The organism is Amycolatopsis sp. NPDC114505 (assembly GCF_055633615.1).
Genome location: NZ_JBVKDV010000005.1, coordinates 496,822 through 518,883, shown reverse-complemented (window position 1 = coordinate 518,883; position 22,062 = coordinate 496,822). Strand labels below are relative to the sequence as shown.

The following is a 22,062-nucleotide window of genomic DNA, read 5'->3' as shown; positions in this document are numbered from 1 at the left end:
GTGGAACCCGAAATCACTTCGGCCCGGCAGGCGGGGTACGACCCGCGCGTGCTGGCCTTCGGGCGGCTGCAGGGTGCGGCGAACCGGCTCGAGTACCTGCTCGGGCGGGCGCTGGAGCGCGAATGCGGGGTCACGCACCTGATGTACGAGGTGCTGCTGATCGTGGGCCGCACGGGGACCGGCGGGCTGACCATGCGCGCGATCGCGCAGGAACAGGTGCTCACGACGGGCGGGGCGACCCGGCTGGTCGACCGCATGGAGTCGCTCGGCCTGGTGACGCGCACGGCGTCCCCGCGCGACCGGCGCGTCCAGCTCGTGCGGCTGACCCCGCTCGGCGAGGAGACCACGGTGCGGGCGAGCCGGCTGCACGTCGAGAACATCGAGCAGTTCTTCTTCCGGCCGTTGCCGCCGGACCACCGGGACCGGTTCGCCGAGGACCTGCGGACGTTGAGCCACGCCGCGCGGGACGCCCTCCCGCGGCTGCGTTAGAGCAACGTCGCCGCGGCCAGCCCGAGGAAGAGCAGCGGGGCGGCGCCGGTGGCGACCTTGCGGACTCTCAGGTGCGCGACGATCGCGCCGGTGTAGAAGAGGATCAGGCCGATCGCGGCGGCCACGCCCAGCGGTTCGGCTCCCAGCAGGCCGATGAGCAGACCGGCCGCGCCGGCGAGCTTGAGCGTGCCGAGCAGGGGCAGCCAGCTCGGCGGGACGTCGACGGCTTTCGAGGTGGCCAGGACGAACGGGGCCTTGACCAGGTCGGCGAGGCCGATTCCGGCGTTCAGGACGATCGTGGTGAGGACGACGGCGAGGTGCATGCCTTCCCGACGGGGCGGGCGCCGGGAAGGTGACCGGGCTGCGGCACACTCGGCCCGTGGGCAAGCAGAAGCGACGGGCCGGGGAAACCCCGAGGCCCGGGACCGCCGAGGAGTTCGGCGACGCGCTGCTGGCCGCCGCTTCCGACGTCGCACGAGGAGTCCGCGGCGCGGCCAGGGCTCACGCGAACCGGCTGGCGCCGGATCTCGAGCTGCCGGTGGAAGCGGCCGAAGGCGCGCGGCTGGCCGGGCAGCAGGTGATTTCCCGGGTCCACCGGGGCGGCTGGCTGCCCGAGGACCTCGACCAGGCGGCTCGGCGGCGCGTCGACGAGTTCGCCCGGTCCTACGCGCTCGACACCCTGGCCGGGCCGGGGACGCCGCACCTGCCTCAGTGGGCGGCGAAGCACATCCTGACCCCGGCCGAGGCGCTGACCTCCGTCATCGAAGCCCTGGGCTTCCTGATGACGTTGCCGAACCTCGTTCCGCCGGGAACCGCGGCACCGGCCCGCCACACGGTGGACGAGAAGAAGCTGAGCCGGGTCCGCGCGCTGCTGGCCAAGGCCGAGTCGAGTTCTTTTCCGGAGGAGGCCGAAGCCCTTTCGGCGAAGGCACAGGAGCTCATGACGCGGCACGCGCTCGACCGGGTGCTGGTCGAAGCCGGGCCCGAGCTGCCCGCGTCCCGGCGGATCTGGCTCGAAACCCCTTACGTCGACGCGAAGTCGCTGCTGGTCCACGTGGTCGCGAAGGCCAACCGCTGCCGGGCCGTCTTCGACGCGCAGTGGGACTTCGTCACGGTGGTCGGCGACGAGGACGACCTGGACGCGGTCGCGCTGCTGACGACGTCCCTGCTGGTCCAGGCGACGCGGGCGATGATCGCCGACCCGGCCGGCCGGGACCGGGCGTTCCGGAAGTCGTTCCTCGTCGCCTACGCCACGCGGGTCGGCGAGCGCCTCGACCAGGCCGCCGAAGCGACCATCGCGGAGTCGCCGGACGCGGACCGGCTGCTGCCGGTGCTGGCGTCGCACGAGCTGAAGGTGAACGCGGCGTTCAGCAGGCTCTTTCCGCAGGTCGTGGGCAAATCGGTGACCGTGCGCAGCCACGAAGGCTGGCACGCCGGGCGGTCGGCCGCGGACCGCGCGCGGCTCGGTGAGTGACTACCGCAGAGCCCGGTTAACGAGGTCGACCTTCTTCAGGCCCGTACACCCTTGCAGTTTCACCAGTGCGTCGACCGCCTCTGCGATCAACGCGACGTTGACGCGATCGACCGCCGCGGGCCGGTTCTCCTCAGCCGAGGGCCACCTGTGGCGCGGACCTGCCTTTCCTGCTGGCGGGCCGAGCGATCGGGAAGCAGGGCCACGCCTCCTCGCGGCAGAGACTCCGGGAGCCGGACGGCGACCGCCCCAAAGGGGAGGGGCAGCAATCGCCGGCCGGTAACCGGCCGCGGCGAGAGCCGCGGCCACGAAAAGTGGTCCCCTCGAGCCAGACTTCCCGGCTGCTCAGCACGGTCTTGGACGTGCTGGTGGTGTTCGGAGCCGTTCTCGGCCCGACGCTGACGTTGAAGGCGGTTCCGGCCGCCCTTCCGACGTGGGCGACGGCCGGGACGGTCGCGGTTCAGCTCGCCGTGCTGGTGCTCGTGTCGGTGTTCGCGCATCGCCGGGATGCCTCCGGTCCGATGCCGGTCTGACCACGGCAGCCGAGGGAGCCCGCCACTCGGGCGGTGCTCCCCCGGCTGCGGTCACGCCAAGCGTTGCGCGTACTTCTCCAGCTCCGGCCGCCCGAACGGCAGCTCGCCCTCGTCCAGCGCCCCGCAGTCCAGGCCGCGTAGCAGGTACACCGCCAGCGCCTGGGCCGTCGCCGGCTCGTCCAGCACTCCTCCGGACGTCTTCTCCGCGTACGCCCGCAGCCGCTCCACCGCGGCCGGGAACCCCGAGCGGTAGAACGTGTACGTCGCCGCGAAGCGCGTCGGCAGCTGGTGCGCGTGCAGGTCCCAGCCCTGGTAGAAGCCGCGCTCCAAGGACCGGCGCACCAGGCGCAGGTGCTCGGCCCACGCCTCCGGCAGCGCGTCACCGATGGGCAGGCGGTTGGTCGACCCGTCGGACAACCGGACGCCGGTGCCCGCCGCCGCGACCTGCATCAGGCCCTTGGCCAGGTCCGCCGCCGGGTGCTCCATGCTCTGGTACGCCGCCGCGATGCCCAGGCCCGCGCTGTAGTCGTACGTCCCGTAGTGCAGGCCGGAACACCGGCCCGCCGCGGCCTGCACGATGCGCGCCACCGACAGCGTCCCGTCGAGGTCCACAATGGACTGGGCCGTCTCGATCTGGACCTCGAACCGCAGCGTCCCCGCGGTGAGCCCGTACGCGGATTCCAAGCGCTCCAAGACTTCCGCGGCCACCGAGACCTGCTCGACCGCCGTCACCTTCGGCAGCGTGACGACGAACCCGGGCGGCAGCGGCCCGTTCTCGAGCAACGAGCCCAAGAACAAGTCGAGTGTGCGGATGCCACGACGGCGGGTCGCCGCCTCGAAGCTCTTGAAGCGGATGCCGCAGAACGGCGTCCCGCCGGTGGTGGCCAGGGTCTGGCCCGCCGCCCGCGCGGCCGCGTCCTCGACGTCGTCGGGCACGCGGCCGAAGCCGTCCTCGAAGTCGATCCGCAGGTCCTCGATCGGCTCGGTGAGCAGCTTCGCGCGTACGCGTTCGTACACGTCGTCCTCGACACCCAGAAGCTCGGCGTGCTCGATGAAGACGCGCATCGCCTGCTTGCCCCAGTCGGCGACCAGGCGGGTCCGGTACTGCGACGCCGGGACATACACCGTGTGCACCGGCTGGCGCCCCGGCCGCTCCCCCGGGTACGCCGCCGCGACGCGCGCGTCGGCCTCGGCCAAGCGCGCGTCGGCGGCGTCGTAGACGTCTTCGGGAAGACGCACCTACTTGATCCGCTCGTAGGCCGGCAGCGTCAGGAAGTCGGGGAACTCGTCGGCCAGCGCGACCTGCTCGAACAGCTCGACGGCCGGCAGCAGCCGGTCGGCGGGCAGCTCGCGGGCGAGCTCGCCGCGGACGTCGGCCAGCACGCCGCGCACCAGCTCCGACGTCACGACGTCGCCGGTGTCGAGCGTGGTCCCGTTCTTGACCCACTGCCAGATCTGCGACCGCGAGATCTCCGCCGTCGCCGCGTCCTCCATCAGGTTGTGGATGGCCGCCGCGCCGTTGCCGCTCAGCCAGGACGCGATGTAGCGGACGCCGACGTCGACCGCGGCGCGCAGGCCGGCCGCCGTCGCGCCGCCTGGCGTCGAGGCGACGTCCAGCAGCTGGTCGGCGGTGACGCTGACCTCGTCGCGGGTGCGTCCGAGCTGGTTCGGTTCGTCGCCGAGGACCTTGTCGAACTCCTCCTTGCAGAGCTCGACCATGCCCGGGTGCGCGACCCAGGAGCCGTCGAAGCCGTCGCCGGCCTCGCGGGACTTGTCCGCGTGGACCTTGTCGAAGGCGCCCTTGTTGACCTCGGGGTCCTTGCTCGGGATGAACGCGGCCATGCCGCCGATCGCGAACGCGCCGCGCTTGTGGCAGGTGCGCACGAGCAGCTCGGTGTAGGCGCGCATGAACGGCGCGGTCATGGTGACGGAGTTGCGGTCCGGCAGCACGAACTTCTCGCCCGCGTCGCGGAAGTACTTGATCACGCTGAACAGGTAGTCCCAGCGGCCCGCGTTGAGGCCCGACGCGTGCTCGCGCAGCTCGTAGAGGATCTCCTCCATCTCGAACGCGGCCGGGATCGTCTCGATCAGGACGGTCGCGCGGACGGTGCCGTGCTCGATGCCCAGCGCCTTCTCCGAGTGGGTGAAGACGTCGTTCCAGAGCCGCGCTTCGAGGTGGCTCTCCATCTTCGGCAGGTAGAAGTACGGACCCTTGCCGCGCTTCAGCAGCTCGGCCGCGTTGTGGAAGAAGTACAGGCCGAAGTCGACGAGCGCGCCGACGGCTTCGCGGCCGCCGAAGGACAGGCCGCGCTCGGGCAGGTGCCAGCCACGCGGGCGGACCACGATCGTCGCGTGCTCGACGTCGTCCTTCAGCGCGTAGCTCTTGCCGCCGCTCTCCAGCGAGATCGTCTCGCGGACGGCGTCGTACAGGTTGACCTGGCCGGACACGACGTTCGCCCAGTGCGGGGTGTTGGCGTCCTCGAGGTCGGCGAGCCACACCTTCGCGCCGGAGTTGAGCGCGTTGATGGTCATCTTGCGGCTGGTCGGCCCGGTGATCTCGACGCGGCGGTCGCGCAACGCGGGCGGGGCGCCGGCGACCTGCCAGTCGCCCTCGCGGATCTCCTTCGTCTCCGGCAGGAAGTCGAGCCTGCCGGTGGTCCGGGCCTCCTCGCGACGCTTGCTCCGCGCCTGGAGCAGCTCGTCGCGACGGCCGGCGAAGGCGTCGTGCAGGCCGGCGAGGAAGTCGAGCGCCTCGGGGGTGAGGATCTCGTCGCCGCGCTCGACCGGCTCGCCCAGGACCTGGACTTCAGAAGACATGGGGAAACACCTCGAAGGTTCGGATCTTTGGATAACGGCCCTACGGTTTTCTACCAGCCGGACTATAGTTTCTGCATAGCGGAACCTCAACGCCGACGTAAGGAGGACCACCGGTGGCAGCGGAGAAGAACGGGCGCGACGGTGGCGTCCAGTCCCTGCAGCGCGCCTTCGAGCTGCTGGAACACCTCGCGGACACCGGCGGGGAGGCCAGTCTGTCCGAGCTCGCGACACTGTCCGGGCTGCCGATGCCGACGATCCACCGGCTGATCCGCACCCTGGTCGACCTGGGGTACGTCCGGCAGAACACCAACCGCCGCTACGCGCTGGGCGCGCGGCTGATCAGGTTGGGTGAGAACGCGAGCATGCAGTTCGGCGCGTGGGCGCGGCCGCTGCTGGCGGAGCTGGTCGAGGAGGTCGGCGAGACGGCGAACCTGGCGGTCCTGGAGCGTGACGAGGTGGTGTACGTCTCCCAGGTGCCTTCGAAGCACTCGATGCGCATGTTCACCGAGGTCGGCCGGCGGCTGCTGCCGCACGGCACCGGCGTGGGCAAGGCCATGCTGGCGCACCTGCCCCCGGGTGACGTGCGGGCCCTGCTGGAGCGGACCGGGATGCCGGCGTACACCGAGCACACGTTCACCGACGCGGACGCGTTGGCCGTCGAGCTGGCGCGCATCGCGTCGCAGGGGTACGCACTGGACGAGGCGGAGCAGGAGCTGGGTGTCCGGTGCGTCGCGGTGGCGGTGCCGGGGGCCCCGGTGCCCGCGGCGGTGTCGGTGTCCGGGCCGTCCGGGAGGCTGACCGCCGAGGCGGTGGCGCACATCGCCCCGGCGGTCCAGCGGGTGGCGGACGCCCTGGGCGCGAGCCTCTCCCAGGCGAGCGTCACGGTCTAGGTGTAGTGCCCGGGGAGGTTGCGATCGTGGCGACACGTGATCGGATGATCTTGGCGTGAGGAGGGCCTCCGGGTTCGGTGTGGATTGCGACATCTACCCCGAGCAACGGAGGCCCTCGTGACCCACGCTAACGCACCCTTGACCCCGGCCGGGCGGGCACGGCTTGCCCGGTGTGTCGTCGACGATGGCTGGCCGCTGCGGCGTGCCGCGGAGCGGTTCCAGGTGTCGGTATCCACCGCCCTGCGGTGGGCCAGCCGCTACCGCGAGCACGGCGAAGCCGGGATGACCGACCACTCCAGCCGGCCGCACATCAGCCCGAACCGCCTCCCCAGCAGAGTGGAGCGGCGGATCGTCAAGGTCCGGGTGCTTCGCCGGTGGGGACCCTCGCGGATCGCTTACCTGCTCGGGCTCAATCCCTCCACGGTGCACCGGGTCCTGGTCCGTTATCGCTGTTCCCGGCTTTCGCATCTCGACCGTGCCACCGGCCGACCGGTCCGCCGCTATGAACATCCCGCACCCGGCGACCTGGTGCACGTGGACATCAAGAAGCTGGGCAACATCCCCGACGGCGGCGGGCACCGGGTCGCCGGCCGGGCCGTCGGTCTGCAGAACAAGAAAGCCACCACCGCAGCTCGTTACCGCCACGGCACACCGAAGATCGGGTCCAGTTACCTGCACAACGCGGTGGATGATCATTCCCGGCTTGCCTACAGTGAGATCCTGCCGGATGAGACCAAAGAAACCGCGGTCGCGTTCTGGGCACGAGCTCAGGCGTTCTTCGCCGCTGCCGGGATCACCGTCGCGCGGGTGCTGACCGACAACGGGTCCTGTTACAAGTCCTATCTCTGGCGCGACACGCTGCGCGACGCGGACATCGCCCACAAACGCACGCGTCCCTACCGGCCGCAGACGAACGGGAAGGTGGAGCGGTTCAACCGCACCCTGCTCGAGGAGTGGGCCTACGCGCGCCCTTACCGCTCAGACCGCGAGCGACGCGAGGCCTACCCGGGATGGTTGCACACCTACAATCACCATCGCGGCCACACCGCACTCGGCGGCAAACCACCCGCCAGCCGCGCCCCCAACCTCACCGGGCACTACATCTAGGTCAGCTCCCCCTTCAGCATGTCCATCAGCAGGCCGTCGTGCCAGGTGCCGTCCGGGGCGCGCTCGTAGTCGCGCATCAGGCCCACCGGGCGGAATCCCACCTTCGTGTACACCCGGATCGCCGTCTCGTTGGACGCCGCCGGGTCGATCGTCAGGCGGTGGTGACCGGCTTCGAACAGGTGGCGGGCCAACGCTCGCAGCGCGTCCGTGCCGACGCCGCGGCCGTGGAAGTCCGGGTGGACCGAAATGTCGATGCCCGCGTGCTTGTACAGCGGGTCGACCTCCTCGCAGCTCTGGATCAGCCCGACGACCACGCCGCCGAGTTCGATGACGTAAGGCGAGTAACCCTCTTCGACGGTGTACAGGCCTTCGGTCTCGACGTCCGGGTCGCCCCACCAGCGGGCGACCTCCGGGGTGGCCAGGATCTCGCGCAAGCGGGCGCGGTCCGCTGCGACGATCGGGCGCAACCGCACCCGTTCGCCGGTGATGACGGTCATGATGGGTCCTCTCTCGTAGCGAATGACGGCTTCGGGGCGTCTGTTACGAGGAGGGGCACGGGCGAAAAGCGCGCTGCGTCAACCGGGCATCCCGGGAGTGTGCGCCGCCGCGCGGGCGCCCGTCACCTGAATATCGCCGGAGGCCGCATGGACACGCACACCGGCGCTCTGACCTGGCTCGCACAGGGTGCCGCTTCGAACCTGCTGGACCGCCTGGTCGACCGCGCGCTCGACGGCTCGCCGCCGCCGCCCGCGTGGCCACGCCCGCCCAAGACCGCGGCGGGGACGGTCGAAATCACCGTGCGGCACCACGCCACCGCGAAGGGGCGCACGCCGGTGATCCTGACGCTGCAGGAGGACGGCAGCCGCACAGGCACGGTGTTCTCGGTCGTCCTGGGGAACACGGCCCGCATCGCGGTCCCGGGCGGCGCCTACTTCGGCGCGGCGATGGTGGTCGACCCGCGCCGCCGCACCCTGCAGGGCATCGGCTGGTCGCGGCTGACCGTGGCGGCTCGCCGGACGTCCCCGTGCCTCATCCCGGCGAACCGCCCGACGGCGCCGGTGCTGCTGCAGCTGGGCCTGCGCAAGGCGGACGGGACACCGCTCTTCCGGCTCTGATACCGAAAATCGGGGTCGAGAACGGCGGGGACCGGCTCACCAACCGGTTCGCCGACCCGCGGCGGAAGACGGTCGTCGTACTCGAGACGCCGGCCGCGCCCACCCGGCACCTGCTCGGGAACGATCACCTAGCCGAGCAGGGCGTCCACGAACGCGCCCGGCTCGAACGGTGCCAGGTCGTCCGGGCCCTCGCCGAGCCCGACCAGCTTCACCGGCACGCCCAGCTCGCGCTGGACCTGGAACACGATGCCGCCCTTGGCCGTGCCGTCCAGCTTCGTCAGGACGATGCCCGTCACGTCGATGACCTCGGCGAACACGCGTGCCTGCATCAGGCCGTTCTGGCCCGTCGTCGCGTCCAGCACCAGCAGGACCTCGTCGACCTTCGCCTGCTTCTCCACGACGCGCTTGACCTTGCCCAGCTCGTCCATCAGGCCCGTCTTCGTGTGGAGCCGGCCCGCCGTGTCGATCAGGACCGCGTCCACGCCGGTGTCCACGCCGCGCTTGACCGCGTCGAACGCCACCGCCGCCGGGTCCGCGCCCTCCTTGCCGCGCACGACCTCCGCGCCCACGCGCTCGGCCCACGTCTGCAGCTGGTCGGCCGCCGCCGCGCGGAACGTGTCCGCCGCGCCCAGCACCACCGACTTGTCCTGGGCCACCAGGACGCGGGCGAGCTTGCCCGTGGTCGTCGTCTTGCCCGTGCCGTTGACGCCGGCCACCAGGACCACCGCGGGCTGCTTCTTGCCGTCGACGATGTGCGGCAGCGCCCGGACCGCGCGCTCGCTGTCGGTGGACAGCTGCGCCGTCAGGACCTCGTGCAGCACTTCGCGCGCTTCGGCCGACGACCGGATCGCGCGGCGGGACAGCTCGTCGCGCAGCCGCTCGACGATCTGGGTCGTGGTGGCCGCGCCCAGGTCGGCCATCAGCAGCGTGTCTTCGACGTCCTGCCAGGAGTCCTCGTCGAGGTCACCGGCGCCGAGCAGGCCGAGCAGGCTGGTCCCGAACACCGACCGCGACTTCGACAGCCGGCCGCGCAGCCGCTCCAGGCGCCCGGTCGCGGGGTCGATCTCCTCGAGCACCGGGGCGGGCGCGGGCGCGGAAGGTTCTTCGGGGAGCTTGACGTCGCGGACCGTGCGCTGCGCCGAGTCGCGCGGCACCGCGGCGTCGTCGCCGACCGCCGGCTGGCCCTCGGTCTCAGGCCGGTCCTCGACGGGGTGCTCGACTTCGGGAGCCGTCCCGCCGGGCGCCAGTGCGATGCCCCCGCTGGCCGCGTAGGAGCCGCCCTTCGGTTTCGCTTCGACCTCGCGCTGGGCGTCCAGGGTGATCCGGCGCTTGCGCGCGACGAGCAGGCCGGTCACCAGGAGGGCGACCAGCACGACGACGGCGAGGACTACGAACAGGAACCAGGTGCTCGACACCCGCCCATCCTTTCATCCGCACCGCACCGCGCCGGACACCCCGTCCGCACAGGCAATTCATAACGACGTAGGTCCCGATTGGGCCAAGACTTCACGATGTGGGGTTGCGCCACCGGAGACCCTGCACTAAACCCCTCCGGATGGGGAAAAGCGCGAGCCACGGCTTCCGGGTGATCGGGCTCATTTCGGGCACCTCGGTCGACGGCATCGACGTGGCCGCCGCCGAACTCCACGCCGAGGACGACACGGTGGTCCTCACCCCGCTCGGCGAGCTCGACCTCCCCTACCCGGAGCCGCTGCGCGAAGGCCTGCTCGCCGCGTTGCCGCCGAACCCCTGCACCGCCGGCGAGCTGACCCGGCTCGACACCGGCGTCGGCCGGGCGTTCGCCGACGCGGCCGCGCGCGGCGTCGAAGAACTGGCCGGCGGCCGCGCGGACCTCGTCGCGTCGCTGGGCCAGACGGTGTTCCACTGGGTCGAGGACGGTCACGTCCGCGGCACGCTGCAGCTCGGCCAGCCCGCCTGGATCGCCGAGCGCACCGGGCTGCCGGTGCTGGCCGACCTGCGGGCCAGGGACGTCGCCGCGGGCGGCCACGGCGCGCCCCTGGCGAGCACGTTCGACCAGCTGTGGCTGCGCGGCCTGGCCCAGGACACCGGCCGGCCGGTCGCCGCGCTCAACCTCGGTGGCATCGCGAACATCACCGTCGTCACCGGCGGCGAACCGGCGATCGCCTACGACACCGGGCCCGCCAACGCGCTGCTCGACGTCGCCGCCCACCGCGTCACCGGGCGGCGCAGCGACGTCGACGGCCGGCTCGCGCTCAGCGGCTCGGTGCGCGCCGACCTGCTCGGCCGGCTGCTCGCCGACCCGTACTTCGCCGCCGCGCCACCGAAGTCCACCGGCAAGGAGTACTTCAACGCGCCCTACCTCGACGCCGCCCTCGCCGGGCTGCCGCCGGTCGACCCCGGCGACCTCCTGGCGACGCTGACCGAGCTCACCGCGGCGACCGTCGCCGGCGAGTGCGCGCGCCACGGCGTCACGACGGTGATCGCGTCCGGCGGCGGGGTCGCGAACCCGGCCGTGATGGCGGCGCTGGCGCGGAACCTGCCGGACGCGGTGCTCAAGACCAGCGACGACCTCGGCCTGCCCGGCGCCGGCAAGGAGGCGTACCTCACCGCGCTGCTCGGCTGGCTCACCTGGTGCGGCGTGCCCGGCACGGTGCCGTCCGCCACCGGTGCCCGCGGGCCGCGCCTGCTCGGCGCGCTCGTCCCGGGCGCCGGGCCCCTGAACCTTCCCGCCCCGCTGGGGGGCACCGTGACGCGGTTGCGAGTCTCGGAGAAGGCCGGATGACATGACAGTAGGAGAAGTCCATGCGTGGTGTTGACCTCGCCATCATCGTGGTCTACCTGGCGGCGATGCCGCTGATAGGCGTGCTCGTCGGCCGGAAGCAACGGTCGGCGGCCGACTACTTCGTCGGCGAGCGCAGCCTCCCGTGGGGTGCGGTGATGCTGTCCGTGGTGGCCACGGAGACCTCGACGCTCACCGTGATCAGCACGCCGGGGCTCGTCTTCGGCAACGCTTTCCTGTTCCTGCAGCTGGCTTTCGGCTACATCATCGGCCGGGTCATCGCCGCGTTCGTGCTGCTGCCGCGGTACTTCAAGGGCAACCTCGTGAGCGCGTACGCGTTCCTGGGCAAGCGGTTCGGCTCCGGGCTGCAGGGCACGGCGTCGGTGACGTTCGTGATCACCCGGCTGCTGGCCGAAGGCGTCCGTCTGTTCGCCGGCGCGATCCCGATCAAGGTGATCCTCGGGCACTACAACATCCACCTGGACTACTGGGTGATCGTGGTGATCCTGACCGCGCTGACGCTGATCTACGCCTACATCGGCGGGATCAAGGCGGTCGTCTGGGTCGACGTCATCCAGCTGACGCTGTACCTCGGCGGCGCGGCGGTGGCGGCGATCGTGCTGCTGAACAAGCTGCCCGGCGACTGGATGACCCAAGCCTCCGACGACGGCAAGTTCATGCTCGTCGACTTCACGAAGAACCTGCTGACCAGCCCGTACGCCTTCATCACGGCGGTGCTCGGCGGCGCGGCGCTGTCGATGGCCTCGCACGGCGCGGACCAGCTGATCGCGCAGCGGCTGATGGCCACGCGCAGCCTGCGCGACGGCCAGAAGGCGCTCATCGGCTCCGGCATCATCGTCACCATCCAGTTCGCGCTGTTCCTGCTGGTCGGGGCCATGCTGTGGGTGTTCAACGGCCGCAAGTCGGTCGCGCAGCTCGGCCTGCAGAGTCCGGACGACGTGTTCTCCCGGTTCATCATCGACGACCTGCCGGTCGGTGTGTCGGGCCTGCTCATCGCGGGTGTCCTCGCGTCGACCATGGGCGCGCTGGCCTCGGCGCTCAACGCCCTTTCGACGTCGACCGTGGCCGACCTCTACCAGCGCTTCACCAAGCGTGCGCCCGAGGACTCGAAGCTGCTGCAGCACGGTCGCATGTGGACGCTGATCTGGGCGGTCGTGTTCGCGCTCTTCGCGTCGTTGTTCTCGACCACGAAGAACTCCGTGATCGAGCTGGGTCTCGCGATCACCGGGTACACCTACGGCGCGCTGCTCGGGTCGTTCCTGCTCGGTCTGCTGATCAAGAAGGCCCGGCAGCTGGACGCGATCGTCGCGTTCGTCGCCACGGTCGTGGTGATGGCGTTCGTGATCCTCGGGGTGAAGTTCAGCGCGAAGACCGGCGGCCTGATCGGGATCGACTTCTCCAAGGCGGCCGGGGATCGCGTGGCACTGGCCTACCCCTGGTACACGCTGCTGGGCGTGGTGATCACGCTGGTCGTCGGCGGGTTGCTGTCGCTGCGGCACCGGACGCCGGACCCGAAGGCGGCCGAGGCCAACGCAGTCGGTGAAGCGGAAGAGGTCCCCGCCGCCTGATCCTTTTGAACCGTTTCCGGTGGGCTCCCGTGTCGAGGTGCGGGAGCCCGCCGAGAAGCGGCGGGAGGAATCGAAGGTGGGTTCATGAAGCGGATGACGGTGGCGCTCGCGATCGGCGCCCTGCTGGTCGGCGGCGCGGCGACGGCTTCGGCCAGCCCGGCGGGCCCGAAGGTCCCGGACGCGATCAAGGTCCCGGCCGGCAACCGCGCGCTGGCGAGCTACCCGGCCGAGGGCGTGCAGATCTACGGGTGCACCGCCGGCGCGTGGACGCTGATCCAGCCCGCGGCGGTGCTTTCGAAACACGGCAAGCCGGTGGCGCTGCACAGCAAGGGCCCGGTCTGGACGTCCATTGTGGACGGCAGCACCGTCGGCGCGGCAGCGGTGGCCACCGCCCCGCGGGACGGCGCGATCCCGGAGGTGCTGCTCAAGGCGAACCTGAACACGGGTGACGGGATCTTCGGCAAGGTGACCTACGTCCAGCGCCTGAACACGCGCGGCGGGGTGGCACCGGCCGGGACCTGCACCGACGGCGCGCAGACCGCGGTCCGCTACTCGGCCGACTACGCCTTCTGGGTCGCCGGATAAGTGGATGTGGCACCCCTCCCGCTCCCGTAACCTGGGAGCGGGCAAGGGGGTCTCACATGGGGTTCTTCATCGGCATCGGGGTGGTGCTCGCCGTGCTGCTCGTCGTCGGCCTGGTCATGGACCGGCTCGACCGCAAGCGCGGCGTCAAGCACGGAATGCTCCGGCCGGGCGGGCGGCGGCCGACCATCGGCGACGCCGGCAGCGTCGGCAACGACCTGAGCACGTACGAGCCGCGCGTGCGGGGCGACGACCGCCGCGCGCCGCGCGAAGACGACATGTGACGCGTCAGCCGACCGCGACCGGTTCGTCGTCGGCCGTGCGCAGGCGCTGCGAGATCACCTTCGTGATGCCGTCGCCCTGCATGCTCACGCCGTAGAGCGCGTCGGCGATCTCCATCGTCGGCTTCTGGTGGGTGATGATGATCAGCTGCGACGAGTCGCGCAGCTGCTCCAGCAGCCCGATCAGCCGGCGCATGTTGGTGTCGTCCAGCGCGGCCTCGACCTCGTCCATGACGTAGAAGGGTGAGGGCCGGGCGCGGAAGATCGCGACCAGCATGCCGACCGCGACCAGCGACTTCTCGCCACCGGACAGCAGCGAAAGCCGCTTCACCTTCTTGCCCGGCGGGCGCGCTTCGACGTCGACGCCGGTGCTCAGCAGGTCGTCCGGCTCGGTCAGGACCATCCGGCCCTCACCGCCCGGGAACAGCACGCTGAACACCGTCTCGAACTCGCGGGCCACGTCGGCGTAGGCCCCGGCGAACACCTCGAGGATCTTCTCGTCGACCTGCTTGATGACCGCCTCGAGGTCCTTGCGGGTGTCCTTGAGGTCCTCGAGCTGCGTGGAGAGGAACTTGTACCGCTCCTCCAGCGCCGCGAACTCCTCCAGCGCGAGCGGGTTCACCTTGCCCAGCAGGGAAAGGTCCTTCTCGGCGCGCTTGGCGCGGCGGGCCTGGGTGTCGCGGTCGTACGGCATCGGCGGCGGCTGGGTGACGTCTTCGCCGCGGTCCTTCGCCGCTTCGTACTCGGCCATCTCGCCCGCGCTCGGCGGGACCGGGACGTCCGGGCCGTACTCCTGGACCAGGTCGGTGAGGCCGATGCCGAAGTCCTCGGCGATCTTGGCTTCCAGGGTCTCCAGCCGCAGCCGCTGCTCGGCGCGCAGCACCTCGTCGCGGTGGACGGCGTCGGTCAGCTTCTCCAGCTCGCCGGTGAGCTCGCGGACCTTGGCGCGGACGCCGGTCAGCGCGGCCTCGCGGCTCTGGCGGCGGGCCTGGACCTGGTCGCGCTCGGCGGCCGCGCGCTGGACCGACTGCTCGATGCGTTCCAGGGCGATCTCGCCGCCGTTGACGACGGCGTTGGCGATCTCGGCGCCGCGCTTGCGGTTCGCGGCCGCGCGCTCGGCGCGTTCACGGGCCTGCTGCTCGGCGTGCGCGGCGCGGCGGAGGCCCTCGGCCTTGCCCGCGATGCTGCGCGCCCGCTCCTCGGCGGTGCGCTGCGCGAGCCGCGCCTCCATCTCCTCCTGCCGGACGACGGCCAGCTCTTCGACGGCGGCGTCGCGCTCGGCGGTGTCCGGGTCGTCCTCGACGGGCTGCTCGGCGACGGCGGCGAGCCGTTCCTCCAGCTCGGCGAGCTGGGCCAGGGCCTGCTCGCGGCTCTGCTCGACCTTCGCGCGCTGGCCGCTGAAGCGTTCGACCTCGGCCTGGGCCTGGCGGGCCGCCTGCTGCAGCCGGCTCAGCCGCTCCGACGACCGGGCCTTGCGGACCTTGGCCTCGCCGAGCGCGTCCTTGGCCTGGGAAACCTCTTCGCGACGCGCTTGCTGCTCGGCGCGGGCTCCTTCCAGCTCGGCCGCGTAGCGCTCCAGCGAGCGTTCGGCCGTGCGGAGCCGCTCCCCCGCCTCGTCGACGGCGGCCTGGACCTCGATGACGCTCTCGCGCTTGCCCGAGCCACCGATCGCCCAGCGGGACCCGAAGACGTCGCCTTCGGCGGTGACCGCCCGGACCTCCGGGTGCACCGCGACCAGGTGGCGGGCCGCGTCGAGGTCGCGAACCAGGGCCAGCTTGTCGAGGGCCTGCTCGACGGCCGGCCGCAGCTGCGCCGGCGCCGCGACGACCTCGCGGGCCCAGCGCGCGCCTTCCGGCAGCGACGGCCACGAGTACGTGTCCACAGTGGACTCGGGCCCGCCGAGCAGGATGCCCGCGCGGCCGGAGTCGGTGTCCTTCAGGTACCTGAGCGCGCGCAGGGCGTCTTCGCCGCCGGTGACGGCGACCGCGTCGGCCACCGGGCCGAGCGCCGCGGCCAGCGCGACCTCGTACCCCGGCTCGACAGTCAGCAGCGCGGCGACCGAGCCGAGCAGGCCCGGCAGCTCGTGGGACGCGCCGAGCAGCGCGCCCGCGCCGTCCTTGCGCCTCAGGCCCATCGACAGCGCCTCGACGCGGGCCTTCTCGGACGCGATCTCGCGCTCGGCGGTGCGTTCGGCCTTGACCAGCTCTTCGACGCGCGCCTTGGCCGCGTTGTTGGCCTCGACCGCGCGGTCGTGGCGGTCCATCAGGCCGGAATCGTCGGACTCCTCGACGCCGCCCTCGGCCTTGGCCACTTCGAGCTCTTCGACGGCGATCTCGGCGCGCTCGGCGGACTCCTCGAGGGAGACGCTCAGGCGGTCGATCTCGTCGGAGGTCGCGCCGTTCTTGCTGCGCAGCGCCTCGACCTGGCCGGTCAGCTTGGCCATGCCCTCGCGGCGGTCGGCGATGGCGCGGACGGCGGCCCAGTGCGCGCGCTCGGCGGCCTGGACGCGCTGTTCGAGGTCTTCGCGGCGCAGCACGGTCTGGGCGAGCAGCTCACGGGCCTCCATGACGGCCTCGTTGAGCTCCTCTTCCTGCTCGGCGACGCGCTCGGCCTCTTCGAGCAGCTCTTCGGGGTCGCGGCCGCCGGTCGACGTCGAGACGTCGGCCGACAGGTGGCGCTGCCGCTCGATCGCGAGCCGGACGGTGCCGCGCAAGCGCTCGGCCAGCGCGGAAAGCTTGTACCAGGTCTCCTGGGCGGTCTGCAGCAGCGGCGCGTCCTCGGCGAGCGACGACTCCAGCTCGGTCTCCTCGGCGGAGACGATCTCGAGGGTCTGCTCGACCTCGGCGCGACGCTGGCGCGCGGTCTTCTCGTCGGCCTCGTCGCGCGTGATCGCGCTGCGCTGGGTGACCAGGTCGTCGGCGAGCAGGCGCAGGCGGGAGTCGCGCAGCTCGGACTGGACGGCCTGGGCCCGGCGGGCGATCTCGGCCTGCTTGCCCAGCGGCTTGAGCTGGCGGCGCAGCTCGGTGGTGAGGTCGCCGAGGCGGTCGAGGTTGCCCTGCATGTTGGCCAGCTTGCGCAGGGTCTGTTCCTTGCGCTTGCGGTGCTTGAGGACGCCGGCGGCCTCTTCGATGAAGGCGCGGCGCTCTTCGGGCTTGGACTCGAGGATCGCCGAGAGCTGGCCCTGCCCGACGATGACGTGCATCTCGCGGCCGATACCGGAGTCCGAGAGCAGCTCCTGGACGTCCATCAGGCGGCAGCGGTCGCCGTTGATCTCGTACTCGCTCGCGCCGTCGCGGAACATCCGGCGGGTGATCGACACCTCGGCGTACTCGATCGGGAGCGCGCCGTCGGCGTTGTCGATGGTGAGGGTGACCTCGGCGCGGCCGAGCGGGGCGCGGCCCGCGGTGCCGGCGAAGATGACGTCCTCCATCTTGCCGCCGCGCAGGTCCTTGGCGCCCTGGGTGCCCATGACCCAGCGCAGGGCGTCCAGCACGTTGGACTTGCCGGAGCCGTTCGGCCCGACCACGCAGGTGATGCCCGGCTCGAAGCGCAGCGTGGTGGCCGAGGCGAAGGACTTGAAGCCCTTGAGCGTCAGGCTTTTCAGGTGCACTGGGTGCTGACCCCTCTGGCTGCCGGTACTGGCGATTCAATCGTCCCAGGCTACCCGGGGGCTCCCGGGGACCGCCGGACGCGCCCCCTCATCGGCGCGCCTTAGCACATCTTCGGAGGCCTCAGCAACCTCCTGCGTCACACCCGCCCCGGAAGTACCAAGGCCCGCGTCAGCGTTCGAGGAAGCCGCCGAGTCCCCCTTTCGGGTCGGACCAGCGCTCGACGACGTTCTCCACACTTCCGGGTGATTCTCCGGACCGCAGGGCGGTCAGCAACCGCTCACAGTGGTCTCGATCACCCTCCGCTATGACCTCGACACGCCCGTCGGGCATGTTGCGGGCACTGCCCACCAACCCGAGCTCGAGCGCCCGGCTACGGGTCCACCAGCGGAAACCGACACCCTGGACGCGCCCGCGGACCCACGCCGTCAATCTGGTGTTCGTTTGTCCCTCACTCACGCTTTCATCCCTTCCGGACACTTCGACTGCACACAGTGATCGCACAAGCTCACTACCTGGGCGAATAAGGCACCGACGGTGATAGCCTCGCCGCCGAGGTCGTCCTCCCGGGTTCCCCCGCTCGGGAAAGCAGTGATCGATTAACGACCTCGCACGGCGTATCCCCAGCCTCTCCCGAGCCCCCCGAGGAGCCTGCAATGCCCCGCCCCGACGGGTCCGCATCGAGCTCGCACGTGAGCAGGATCGACACCGCCCCGCCCAAGAGCAGCAAACCGAACCGCACCGGGTACGTCGTGCTCGGGGTGGCCGGCCTGGTGGTCGCGACCGCGTTCGCCGCCGTCGCCGAGCTCGCCGGCCCGGACCCCGCCACCACCGCGGGCGGCACCGGTGGCACCGGCGGCCAGGGCACTTCGCAGGCCGGCCTGCAGACGGTGCCGAACACCCCGTCGTCGGCCGGTCCGTCGACCGTCGGCGCGCCGACGTCGAGCGAGTCGGCGACGTCCTCGACCGCGCCGAGCACGGTCGTGTCGATCAGCCCGGACGGCAAGACGACGACCACGGTGGTCACCCACGCCGACCCGCCCCCGCCGCCCCGCGACGACACGGGCAACCCGCCCCCGGTGACCTCGACGCCGCCCCCGACGACGACGAAATCGACCCCGCCGCCCACCACCACCCCGACGACGCCCACCACCACCCCGACGACGCCCACGACCGGCGGCGGCGAGAGCACCGGTGGTTCGCCGACGGCCGCTCCGACCGGCACATCGTCGACTCCGACGGGAAGCACCACGCGCGCGCAGTAAGACAGCGAACAGCGAAGGCCACCGCCGCGGCGGTGGCCTTCGGCATGTCCAGCCCAGGGGTCAGCCGTCGCGGCGGAGCCGGTGGGCGAACAGCCTCCACAGGTAGACCGTCAGCAGCGCCCCGGCGCCCGCGGCCGCGATGCGCAGCCACCTCGCCCAGCCGACCTCTTCGCCGTCGAAGGCCGTGAGGATCCAGCCGGTCACCCCGAAGGTCGCCCCGACCGCCAGCGTCAGCACGATCACCGGCGGGATGCGCTCACCGCCGAGCAGCCACGTCTTCGACCCGTCCATGCCGGTGAGGTACCCCGCCGGACGGCGTCCTAGACCTCGAAGCGGTAACCCATCCCCGGCTCGGTGAGCAGGTGGCGGGGCCGCGACGGCTCCGGCTCCAGCTTGCGCCGCAGCTGGGCCAGGTACACCCGCAGGTAGTGGGACTCCCGCTCGTACGACGGGCCCCACACCTCGTGCAGCAGCTGCTTCTGCGCCACCAGCCGGCCGCGGTTGCGGACCAGCAGCTCCAGCACGCCCCACTCCGTCTTCGTCAGGTGGACCTCGACGCCGTCGGTGCGGCGGACCTTCTTCGCGGCCAGGTCCACGCTGAACGACGACGTCTCGACGACCGCGTCCACGTCGTCCGCGCCCGTCACCGCCGAGCGGCGGACCGCCGCCCGCAGCCGGGCCAGCAGCTCGTCCATCCCGAACGGCTTCGTGACGTAGTCGTCCGCGCCCGCGTCGAGGGCCTGGACCTTGTCGGCCGAGTCGCCGCGCGCGGACAGCACGATGATCGGGACCGTCGTCCAGCCGCGCAGGCCCGCGATGACCTCGGTGCCGTCCAGGTCGGGCAGCCCGAGGTCGAGCACCACGACGTCCGGCTTGGTCTCGGCGACCGCCTTGAGCGCGGCCGTGCCGTCGTGCGCGGTGATCACCTTGTAGCCGCGGGCGTTCAGGTTGATCCGCAGCGCCCGCACGATCTGCGGCTCGTCGTCCACCACCAGCACGGTGGCGCCCGTGTCGCTCATCGCACCCCCTCTTCTTGGAACTCGACGCTGTACGCGGGCAGCGAGACCACGACTGTCAGCCCGCCGCCCGGCGTGTCCTCGGCACGGATCGTGCCGCCCATCGCCTCGGTGAACCCCTTCGCCACCGACAGCCCGAGCCCGACGCCCGGCGTCGTGTCCCGGTCGCCGCCGAGCCGCTGGAACGGCGCGAACGCCGAGTCCGCGGTCCCCTTGCGCAGCCCCTTGCCGTGGTCGACGATCCGCAGCTCCACGTGGCCGGAGTGCGCGGAAGCCCGCGCCGACACCGGCGCCCCGCCGTGGCGCAGGGCGTTGTCCAGCACGTTCGCCACCACGCGCTCCAGCAGGCCCGGATCGGCGAGCACCGCCGGGAGCCGGTCGTCGACCGCCACCCGCACCGCGTCGGAAGCGTCCACATTGGACAGGGCGTGGGCGACGATCTCGTCGTAGCCGACGGGGCGCAGGTGCGGCTTCACCGCGCCGGTGGCCAGGCGCGAGGAGTCCAGGAGGTTGTCGATCAGCCCGGCCAGCCGGTCGGCCGACAGCTCGATGGCCTCCATCAGCTCGGCGGTGTCCTCTTCGGACAGTGCGAGGTCGGGCGCGCGCAGGCTGCCGATCGACGCCTTGATCGACGTCAGCGGGGTCCGCAGGTCGTGACCGACCGCGGACAGCAGCGTCGTGCGCAGCTCGGTCGCCTCGGCCTTGCGTTCGGCGCGCGCCGCGGCGGCGGCCGTCCGCTGCTGGCGCAGCGCGAGCAGGGCCTGCCCGGCCACGGCTTCGAGCACCCGCCGGTCGGCCGCCGGCAACGCCCGCCCGCGCAGCGTCAGGTGCACGTCGGCGGTGACGGCGATGTCGACGTCGGCCTCGTCCGGGTCGGCGCACGGGTGCTCCCCCGCGGTCGCGACGCCCTGCCAGACGCCGTCCTGCTTCTCCAGCAGCGTCACCGACGTCAGCGCGAAGTTCTCGCGCACCTTCTCCAGCAGCCGCTCGATCGGGTTCGCGTGGGTCAGCACGGTCCGGGCGTACGAGGCGAGCAGCGCCGCCTCCGTCCGCGCCCGCGCCGCCTGCGTGGCCCGGCGCGCCGCCTGGTCGACGACCAGCGCGACGAGCACCGCGACCACGACCATCGCGATCAGCGTCACGAGGTTCTGCGGGGTGTGCACGGTCAGCGTGTACAGCGGTGGCGTGAAGAAGAAGTTCAGCAGCCCGGCGCCGAGCACGGCCGCGACCAGCGCCGGCCCGAGCCCGCCGACCAGCGCCACGACGACGGTCGCCAGCACGTAGGAGATGACGTCGGTGGCGAAGTCGAGCCCGGCCGGGATGAAGAACCCGACGACCGTGACCAGCACCGGCAGCACGACGCTGAGCACCCAGCCCGCGACCAGCCGCGAGAACCCCAGCGGGCTCGCGCTCAGCCGGGCCCGCAGGCGCCCGCCCGCCTCGGAGTGGGTGACCATGTGGACGTCGATCGAGCCGGACTGCCGCACGACGCCGGCGCCGATGCCCTCGTCGAACAGCCGCGCCACGCGCGAACGCCGCGAAGTGCCGATCACCAGCTGGGTCGCGTTGACGCCGCGGGCGAAGTCCAGCAGGGCGGTCGGGACGTCGTCGCCGACGACGGTGTGGAAGGTCGCGCCGACCTCTTCGGCGAGCGTCCGGCAGCGGGCGATCGCGGCCGGTCCGAGCCCGGAGAGGCCGTCGCCGCGCAGGATGTGGACGACCTGCAGCTCGGCGCCGGCGCGGGTGGCGATCCGGCTGGCGCGGCGGATGAGCGTCTCGCTCTCCTCGCCGCCGGTGATGGAGACGACGACGCGTTCGCGCGCCTCCCAGGTCTCGGTGATGCTCTGCTCGGCGCGGTAGCGCTGCAGGGCGACGTCGACCTGGTCGGCGACCCAGAGCAGGGCGAGCTCGCGCAGCGCGGTGAGGTTGCCGGGGCGGAAGTAGTTGCCGAGCGCGGCGTCGATCCGCTCGGCCGGGTAGATGTTGCCGTGGGCGAGCCGCCGCCGCAGCGCCTCCGGCGTCAGGTCGACCAGCTCGAGCTGTTCGGCGCGGCGGACGACCTCGTCCGGCACGGTCTCCTGCTGGGTGACGCCGGTGATCCGCTCGACGACGTCGTTGAGGCTCTGCAGGTGCTGGACGTTGACCGTGGACAGGACGTCGATCCCGGCTTCCAGGAGCTGCTCGACGTCCTGCCAGCGCTTGGCGTTGCGCGAACCGGGCACGTTGGTGTGCGCGAGCTCGTCGACGACGGCGACCTCCGGGGCACGCGCGAGGATGGCGTCGACGTCCATCTCGTCGAACTCGCGGCCGCGGTGGCCGGCGGGGCGCCGCGGCACGATCTCGAGGCCGTCGAGCAGCACCGCGGTCTTCTCGCGGCCGTGCGTCTCCACCAGCCCGACGACGACGTCCGTGCCGCGGTCCAGGCGCCGGCGCGCTTCGCCGAGCATGGCGAAGGTCTTGCCGACGCCCGGAGCCGCGCCGAGGTAGATCCTCAGCTCTCCCCGGCGCGGCTTCGGTGCGTTCGCGGTGGTCACGCTG

General features: G+C 71.9%; 21 protein-coding genes. 11 read left to right on the top strand and 10 right to left on the bottom strand.

The genetic code is table 11. The features are described from left to right. Positions 1–489: a MarR family winged helix-turn-helix transcriptional regulator gene (locus tag ACZ7OU_RS45315; RefSeq protein ID WP_470260006.1), complete on the top strand. Its 489-nt coding sequence runs from the start codon at positions 1–3 to the stop codon at positions 487–489. Here ACZ7OU_RS45315 and ACZ7OU_RS45310 read toward each other — a convergent pair. Then, positions 486–812: a DoxX family protein gene (locus ACZ7OU_RS45310; RefSeq protein ID WP_470260005.1), complete on the bottom strand. Its 327-nt coding sequence runs from the start codon at positions 810–812 to the stop codon at positions 486–488. The genes ACZ7OU_RS45315 and ACZ7OU_RS45310 overlap by 4 nt on opposite strands. 56 nt (positions 813–868) lie before the next feature. Between ACZ7OU_RS45310 and ACZ7OU_RS45305 the strand changes: the two genes are divergently transcribed. Further along, on the top strand, positions 869–1,963 hold the full coding sequence (locus tag ACZ7OU_RS45305; protein ID WP_470260004.1) for a DUF2786 domain-containing protein: 1,095 nt from the start codon (positions 869–871) through the stop codon (positions 1,961–1,963). A gap of 353 nt (positions 1,964–2,316) precedes the next feature. Beyond that, on the top strand, positions 2,317–2,493 hold the full coding sequence (locus ACZ7OU_RS45300; RefSeq protein ID WP_470260003.1) for a hypothetical protein: 177 nt from the start codon (positions 2,317–2,319) through the stop codon (positions 2,491–2,493). A 51-nt stretch (positions 2,494–2,544) separates the two neighbouring features. Here ACZ7OU_RS45300 and ACZ7OU_RS45295 read toward each other — a convergent pair whose 3' ends face one another. Both ACZ7OU_RS45295 and aceB read right to left on the bottom strand, forming a co-directional pair. Next, positions 2,545–3,732, bottom strand: coding sequence for a DUF6986 family protein (locus ACZ7OU_RS45295; RefSeq protein WP_470260002.1), 1,188 nt, complete (start codon positions 3,730–3,732; stop codon positions 2,545–2,547). Next, positions 3,733–5,310, bottom strand: a complete 1,578-nt coding sequence (gene aceB, locus ACZ7OU_RS45290) for a malate synthase A (protein WP_470260001.1) — start codon at positions 5,308–5,310, stop codon at positions 3,733–3,735. It lies immediately after the preceding gene. 113 nt (positions 5,311–5,423) lie between these two features. Between aceB and ACZ7OU_RS45285 the strand changes: the two genes are divergently transcribed. Then, positions 5,424–6,200 carry an IclR family transcriptional regulator gene (locus tag ACZ7OU_RS45285; RefSeq protein WP_470260000.1) on the top strand — a complete coding sequence of 259 codons (777 nt, stop codon included), beginning with the start codon at positions 5,424–5,426 and terminating at the stop codon, positions 6,198–6,200. Positions 6,201–6,317: 117 nt separating this feature from the next. Next, positions 6,318–7,307: an IS481 family transposase gene (locus tag ACZ7OU_RS45280; protein ID WP_470259999.1), complete on the top strand. Its 990-nt coding sequence runs from the start codon at positions 6,318–6,320 to the stop codon at positions 7,305–7,307. Here ACZ7OU_RS45280 and ACZ7OU_RS45275 read toward each other — a convergent pair. After that, entirely contained in the window at positions 7,304–7,804 is a 501-nt protein-coding gene (locus ACZ7OU_RS45275) for a GNAT family N-acetyltransferase (protein WP_470259997.1), read from the bottom strand. The two genes, ACZ7OU_RS45280 and ACZ7OU_RS45275, sit on opposite strands and share 4 nt — an antisense overlap. Before the next feature lie 147 nt (positions 7,805–7,951). On the opposite strand from ACZ7OU_RS45275, the gene ACZ7OU_RS45270 reads away from it, so the two are divergent. Beyond that, positions 7,952–8,422 carry a hypothetical protein gene (locus ACZ7OU_RS45270; protein ID WP_470244981.1) on the top strand — a complete coding sequence of 157 codons (471 nt, stop codon included), beginning with the start codon at positions 7,952–7,954 and terminating at the stop codon, positions 8,420–8,422. A 128-nt stretch (positions 8,423–8,550) separates the two neighbouring features. On the opposite strand, the gene ftsY is transcribed toward ACZ7OU_RS45270, so the two are convergent. Continuing rightward, positions 8,551–9,837 carry a signal recognition particle-docking protein FtsY gene (gene ftsY / locus ACZ7OU_RS45265; protein WP_470244982.1) on the bottom strand — a complete coding sequence of 429 codons (1,287 nt, stop codon included), beginning with the start codon at positions 9,835–9,837 and terminating at the stop codon, positions 8,551–8,553. Between the two features lie 140 nt (positions 9,838–9,977). On the opposite strand from ftsY, the gene ACZ7OU_RS45260 reads away from it, so the two are divergent. The 4 genes from ACZ7OU_RS45260 to ACZ7OU_RS45245 all read left to right on the top strand — a co-directional run bounded on the left by ACZ7OU_RS45260 (position 9,978) and on the right by ACZ7OU_RS45245 (position 13,638). Then, complete coding sequence (locus ACZ7OU_RS45260; RefSeq protein ID WP_470259996.1) at positions 9,978–11,186, top strand: anhydro-N-acetylmuramic acid kinase; 1,209 nt, start codon at positions 9,978–9,980, stop codon at positions 11,184–11,186. Between the two features lie 20 nt (positions 11,187–11,206). Continuing rightward, a complete protein-coding gene (locus tag ACZ7OU_RS45255) occupies positions 11,207–12,772 on the top strand; it encodes a sodium:solute symporter (RefSeq protein ID WP_470259995.1) in 1,566 nt (521 codons plus the stop codon). Between the two features lie 84 nt (positions 12,773–12,856). Beyond that, positions 12,857–13,357, top strand: a complete 501-nt coding sequence (locus tag ACZ7OU_RS45250; RefSeq protein ID WP_470259994.1) for a DUF3455 domain-containing protein — start codon at positions 12,857–12,859, stop codon at positions 13,355–13,357. A gap of 56 nt (positions 13,358–13,413) precedes the next feature. Next, positions 13,414–13,638, top strand: a complete 225-nt coding sequence (locus ACZ7OU_RS45245) for a hypothetical protein (protein WP_470259993.1) — start codon at positions 13,414–13,416, stop codon at positions 13,636–13,638. A gap of 4 nt (positions 13,639–13,642) precedes the next feature. On the opposite strand, the gene smc is transcribed toward ACZ7OU_RS45245, so the two are convergent. Both smc and ACZ7OU_RS45235 read right to left on the bottom strand, forming a co-directional pair. Continuing rightward, a complete protein-coding gene (smc, locus tag ACZ7OU_RS45240; RefSeq protein WP_470259992.1) occupies positions 13,643–17,245 on the bottom strand; it encodes a chromosome segregation protein SMC in 3,603 nt (1,200 codons plus the stop codon). Positions 17,246–17,414: 169 nt separating this feature from the next. Further along, a complete protein-coding gene (locus ACZ7OU_RS45235) occupies positions 17,415–17,702 on the bottom strand; it encodes an acylphosphatase (protein ID WP_470244988.1) in 288 nt (95 codons plus the stop codon). Positions 17,703–17,935: 233 nt separating this feature from the next. Here ACZ7OU_RS45235 and ACZ7OU_RS45230 point away from each other — a divergent pair, with 233 nt between their 5' ends. Then, positions 17,936–18,508: a hypothetical protein gene (locus ACZ7OU_RS45230; protein WP_470259991.1), complete on the top strand. Its 573-nt coding sequence runs from the start codon at positions 17,936–17,938 to the stop codon at positions 18,506–18,508. A gap of 60 nt (positions 18,509–18,568) precedes the next feature. Here ACZ7OU_RS45230 and ACZ7OU_RS45225 read toward each other — a convergent pair whose 3' ends face one another. From ACZ7OU_RS45225 to ACZ7OU_RS45215, 3 genes are read right to left on the bottom strand one after another with little or no spacing between them, the layout of a single operon-like run. After that, positions 18,569–18,799: a hypothetical protein gene (locus tag ACZ7OU_RS45225; RefSeq protein ID WP_470244991.1), complete on the bottom strand. Its 231-nt coding sequence runs from the start codon at positions 18,797–18,799 to the stop codon at positions 18,569–18,571. A 29-nt stretch (positions 18,800–18,828) separates the two neighbouring features. Then, on the bottom strand, positions 18,829–19,527 hold the full coding sequence (locus ACZ7OU_RS45220) for a response regulator (RefSeq protein ID WP_470244992.1): 699 nt from the start codon (positions 19,525–19,527) through the stop codon (positions 18,829–18,831). Continuing rightward, positions 19,524–22,058: a sensor histidine kinase gene (locus tag ACZ7OU_RS45215; RefSeq protein WP_470259990.1), complete on the bottom strand. Its 2,535-nt coding sequence runs from the start codon at positions 22,056–22,058 to the stop codon at positions 19,524–19,526. The genes ACZ7OU_RS45220 and ACZ7OU_RS45215 overlap by 4 nt, the downstream gene beginning before the upstream one ends. Between the last annotated feature and the right edge of the window lie 4 nt (positions 22,059–22,062).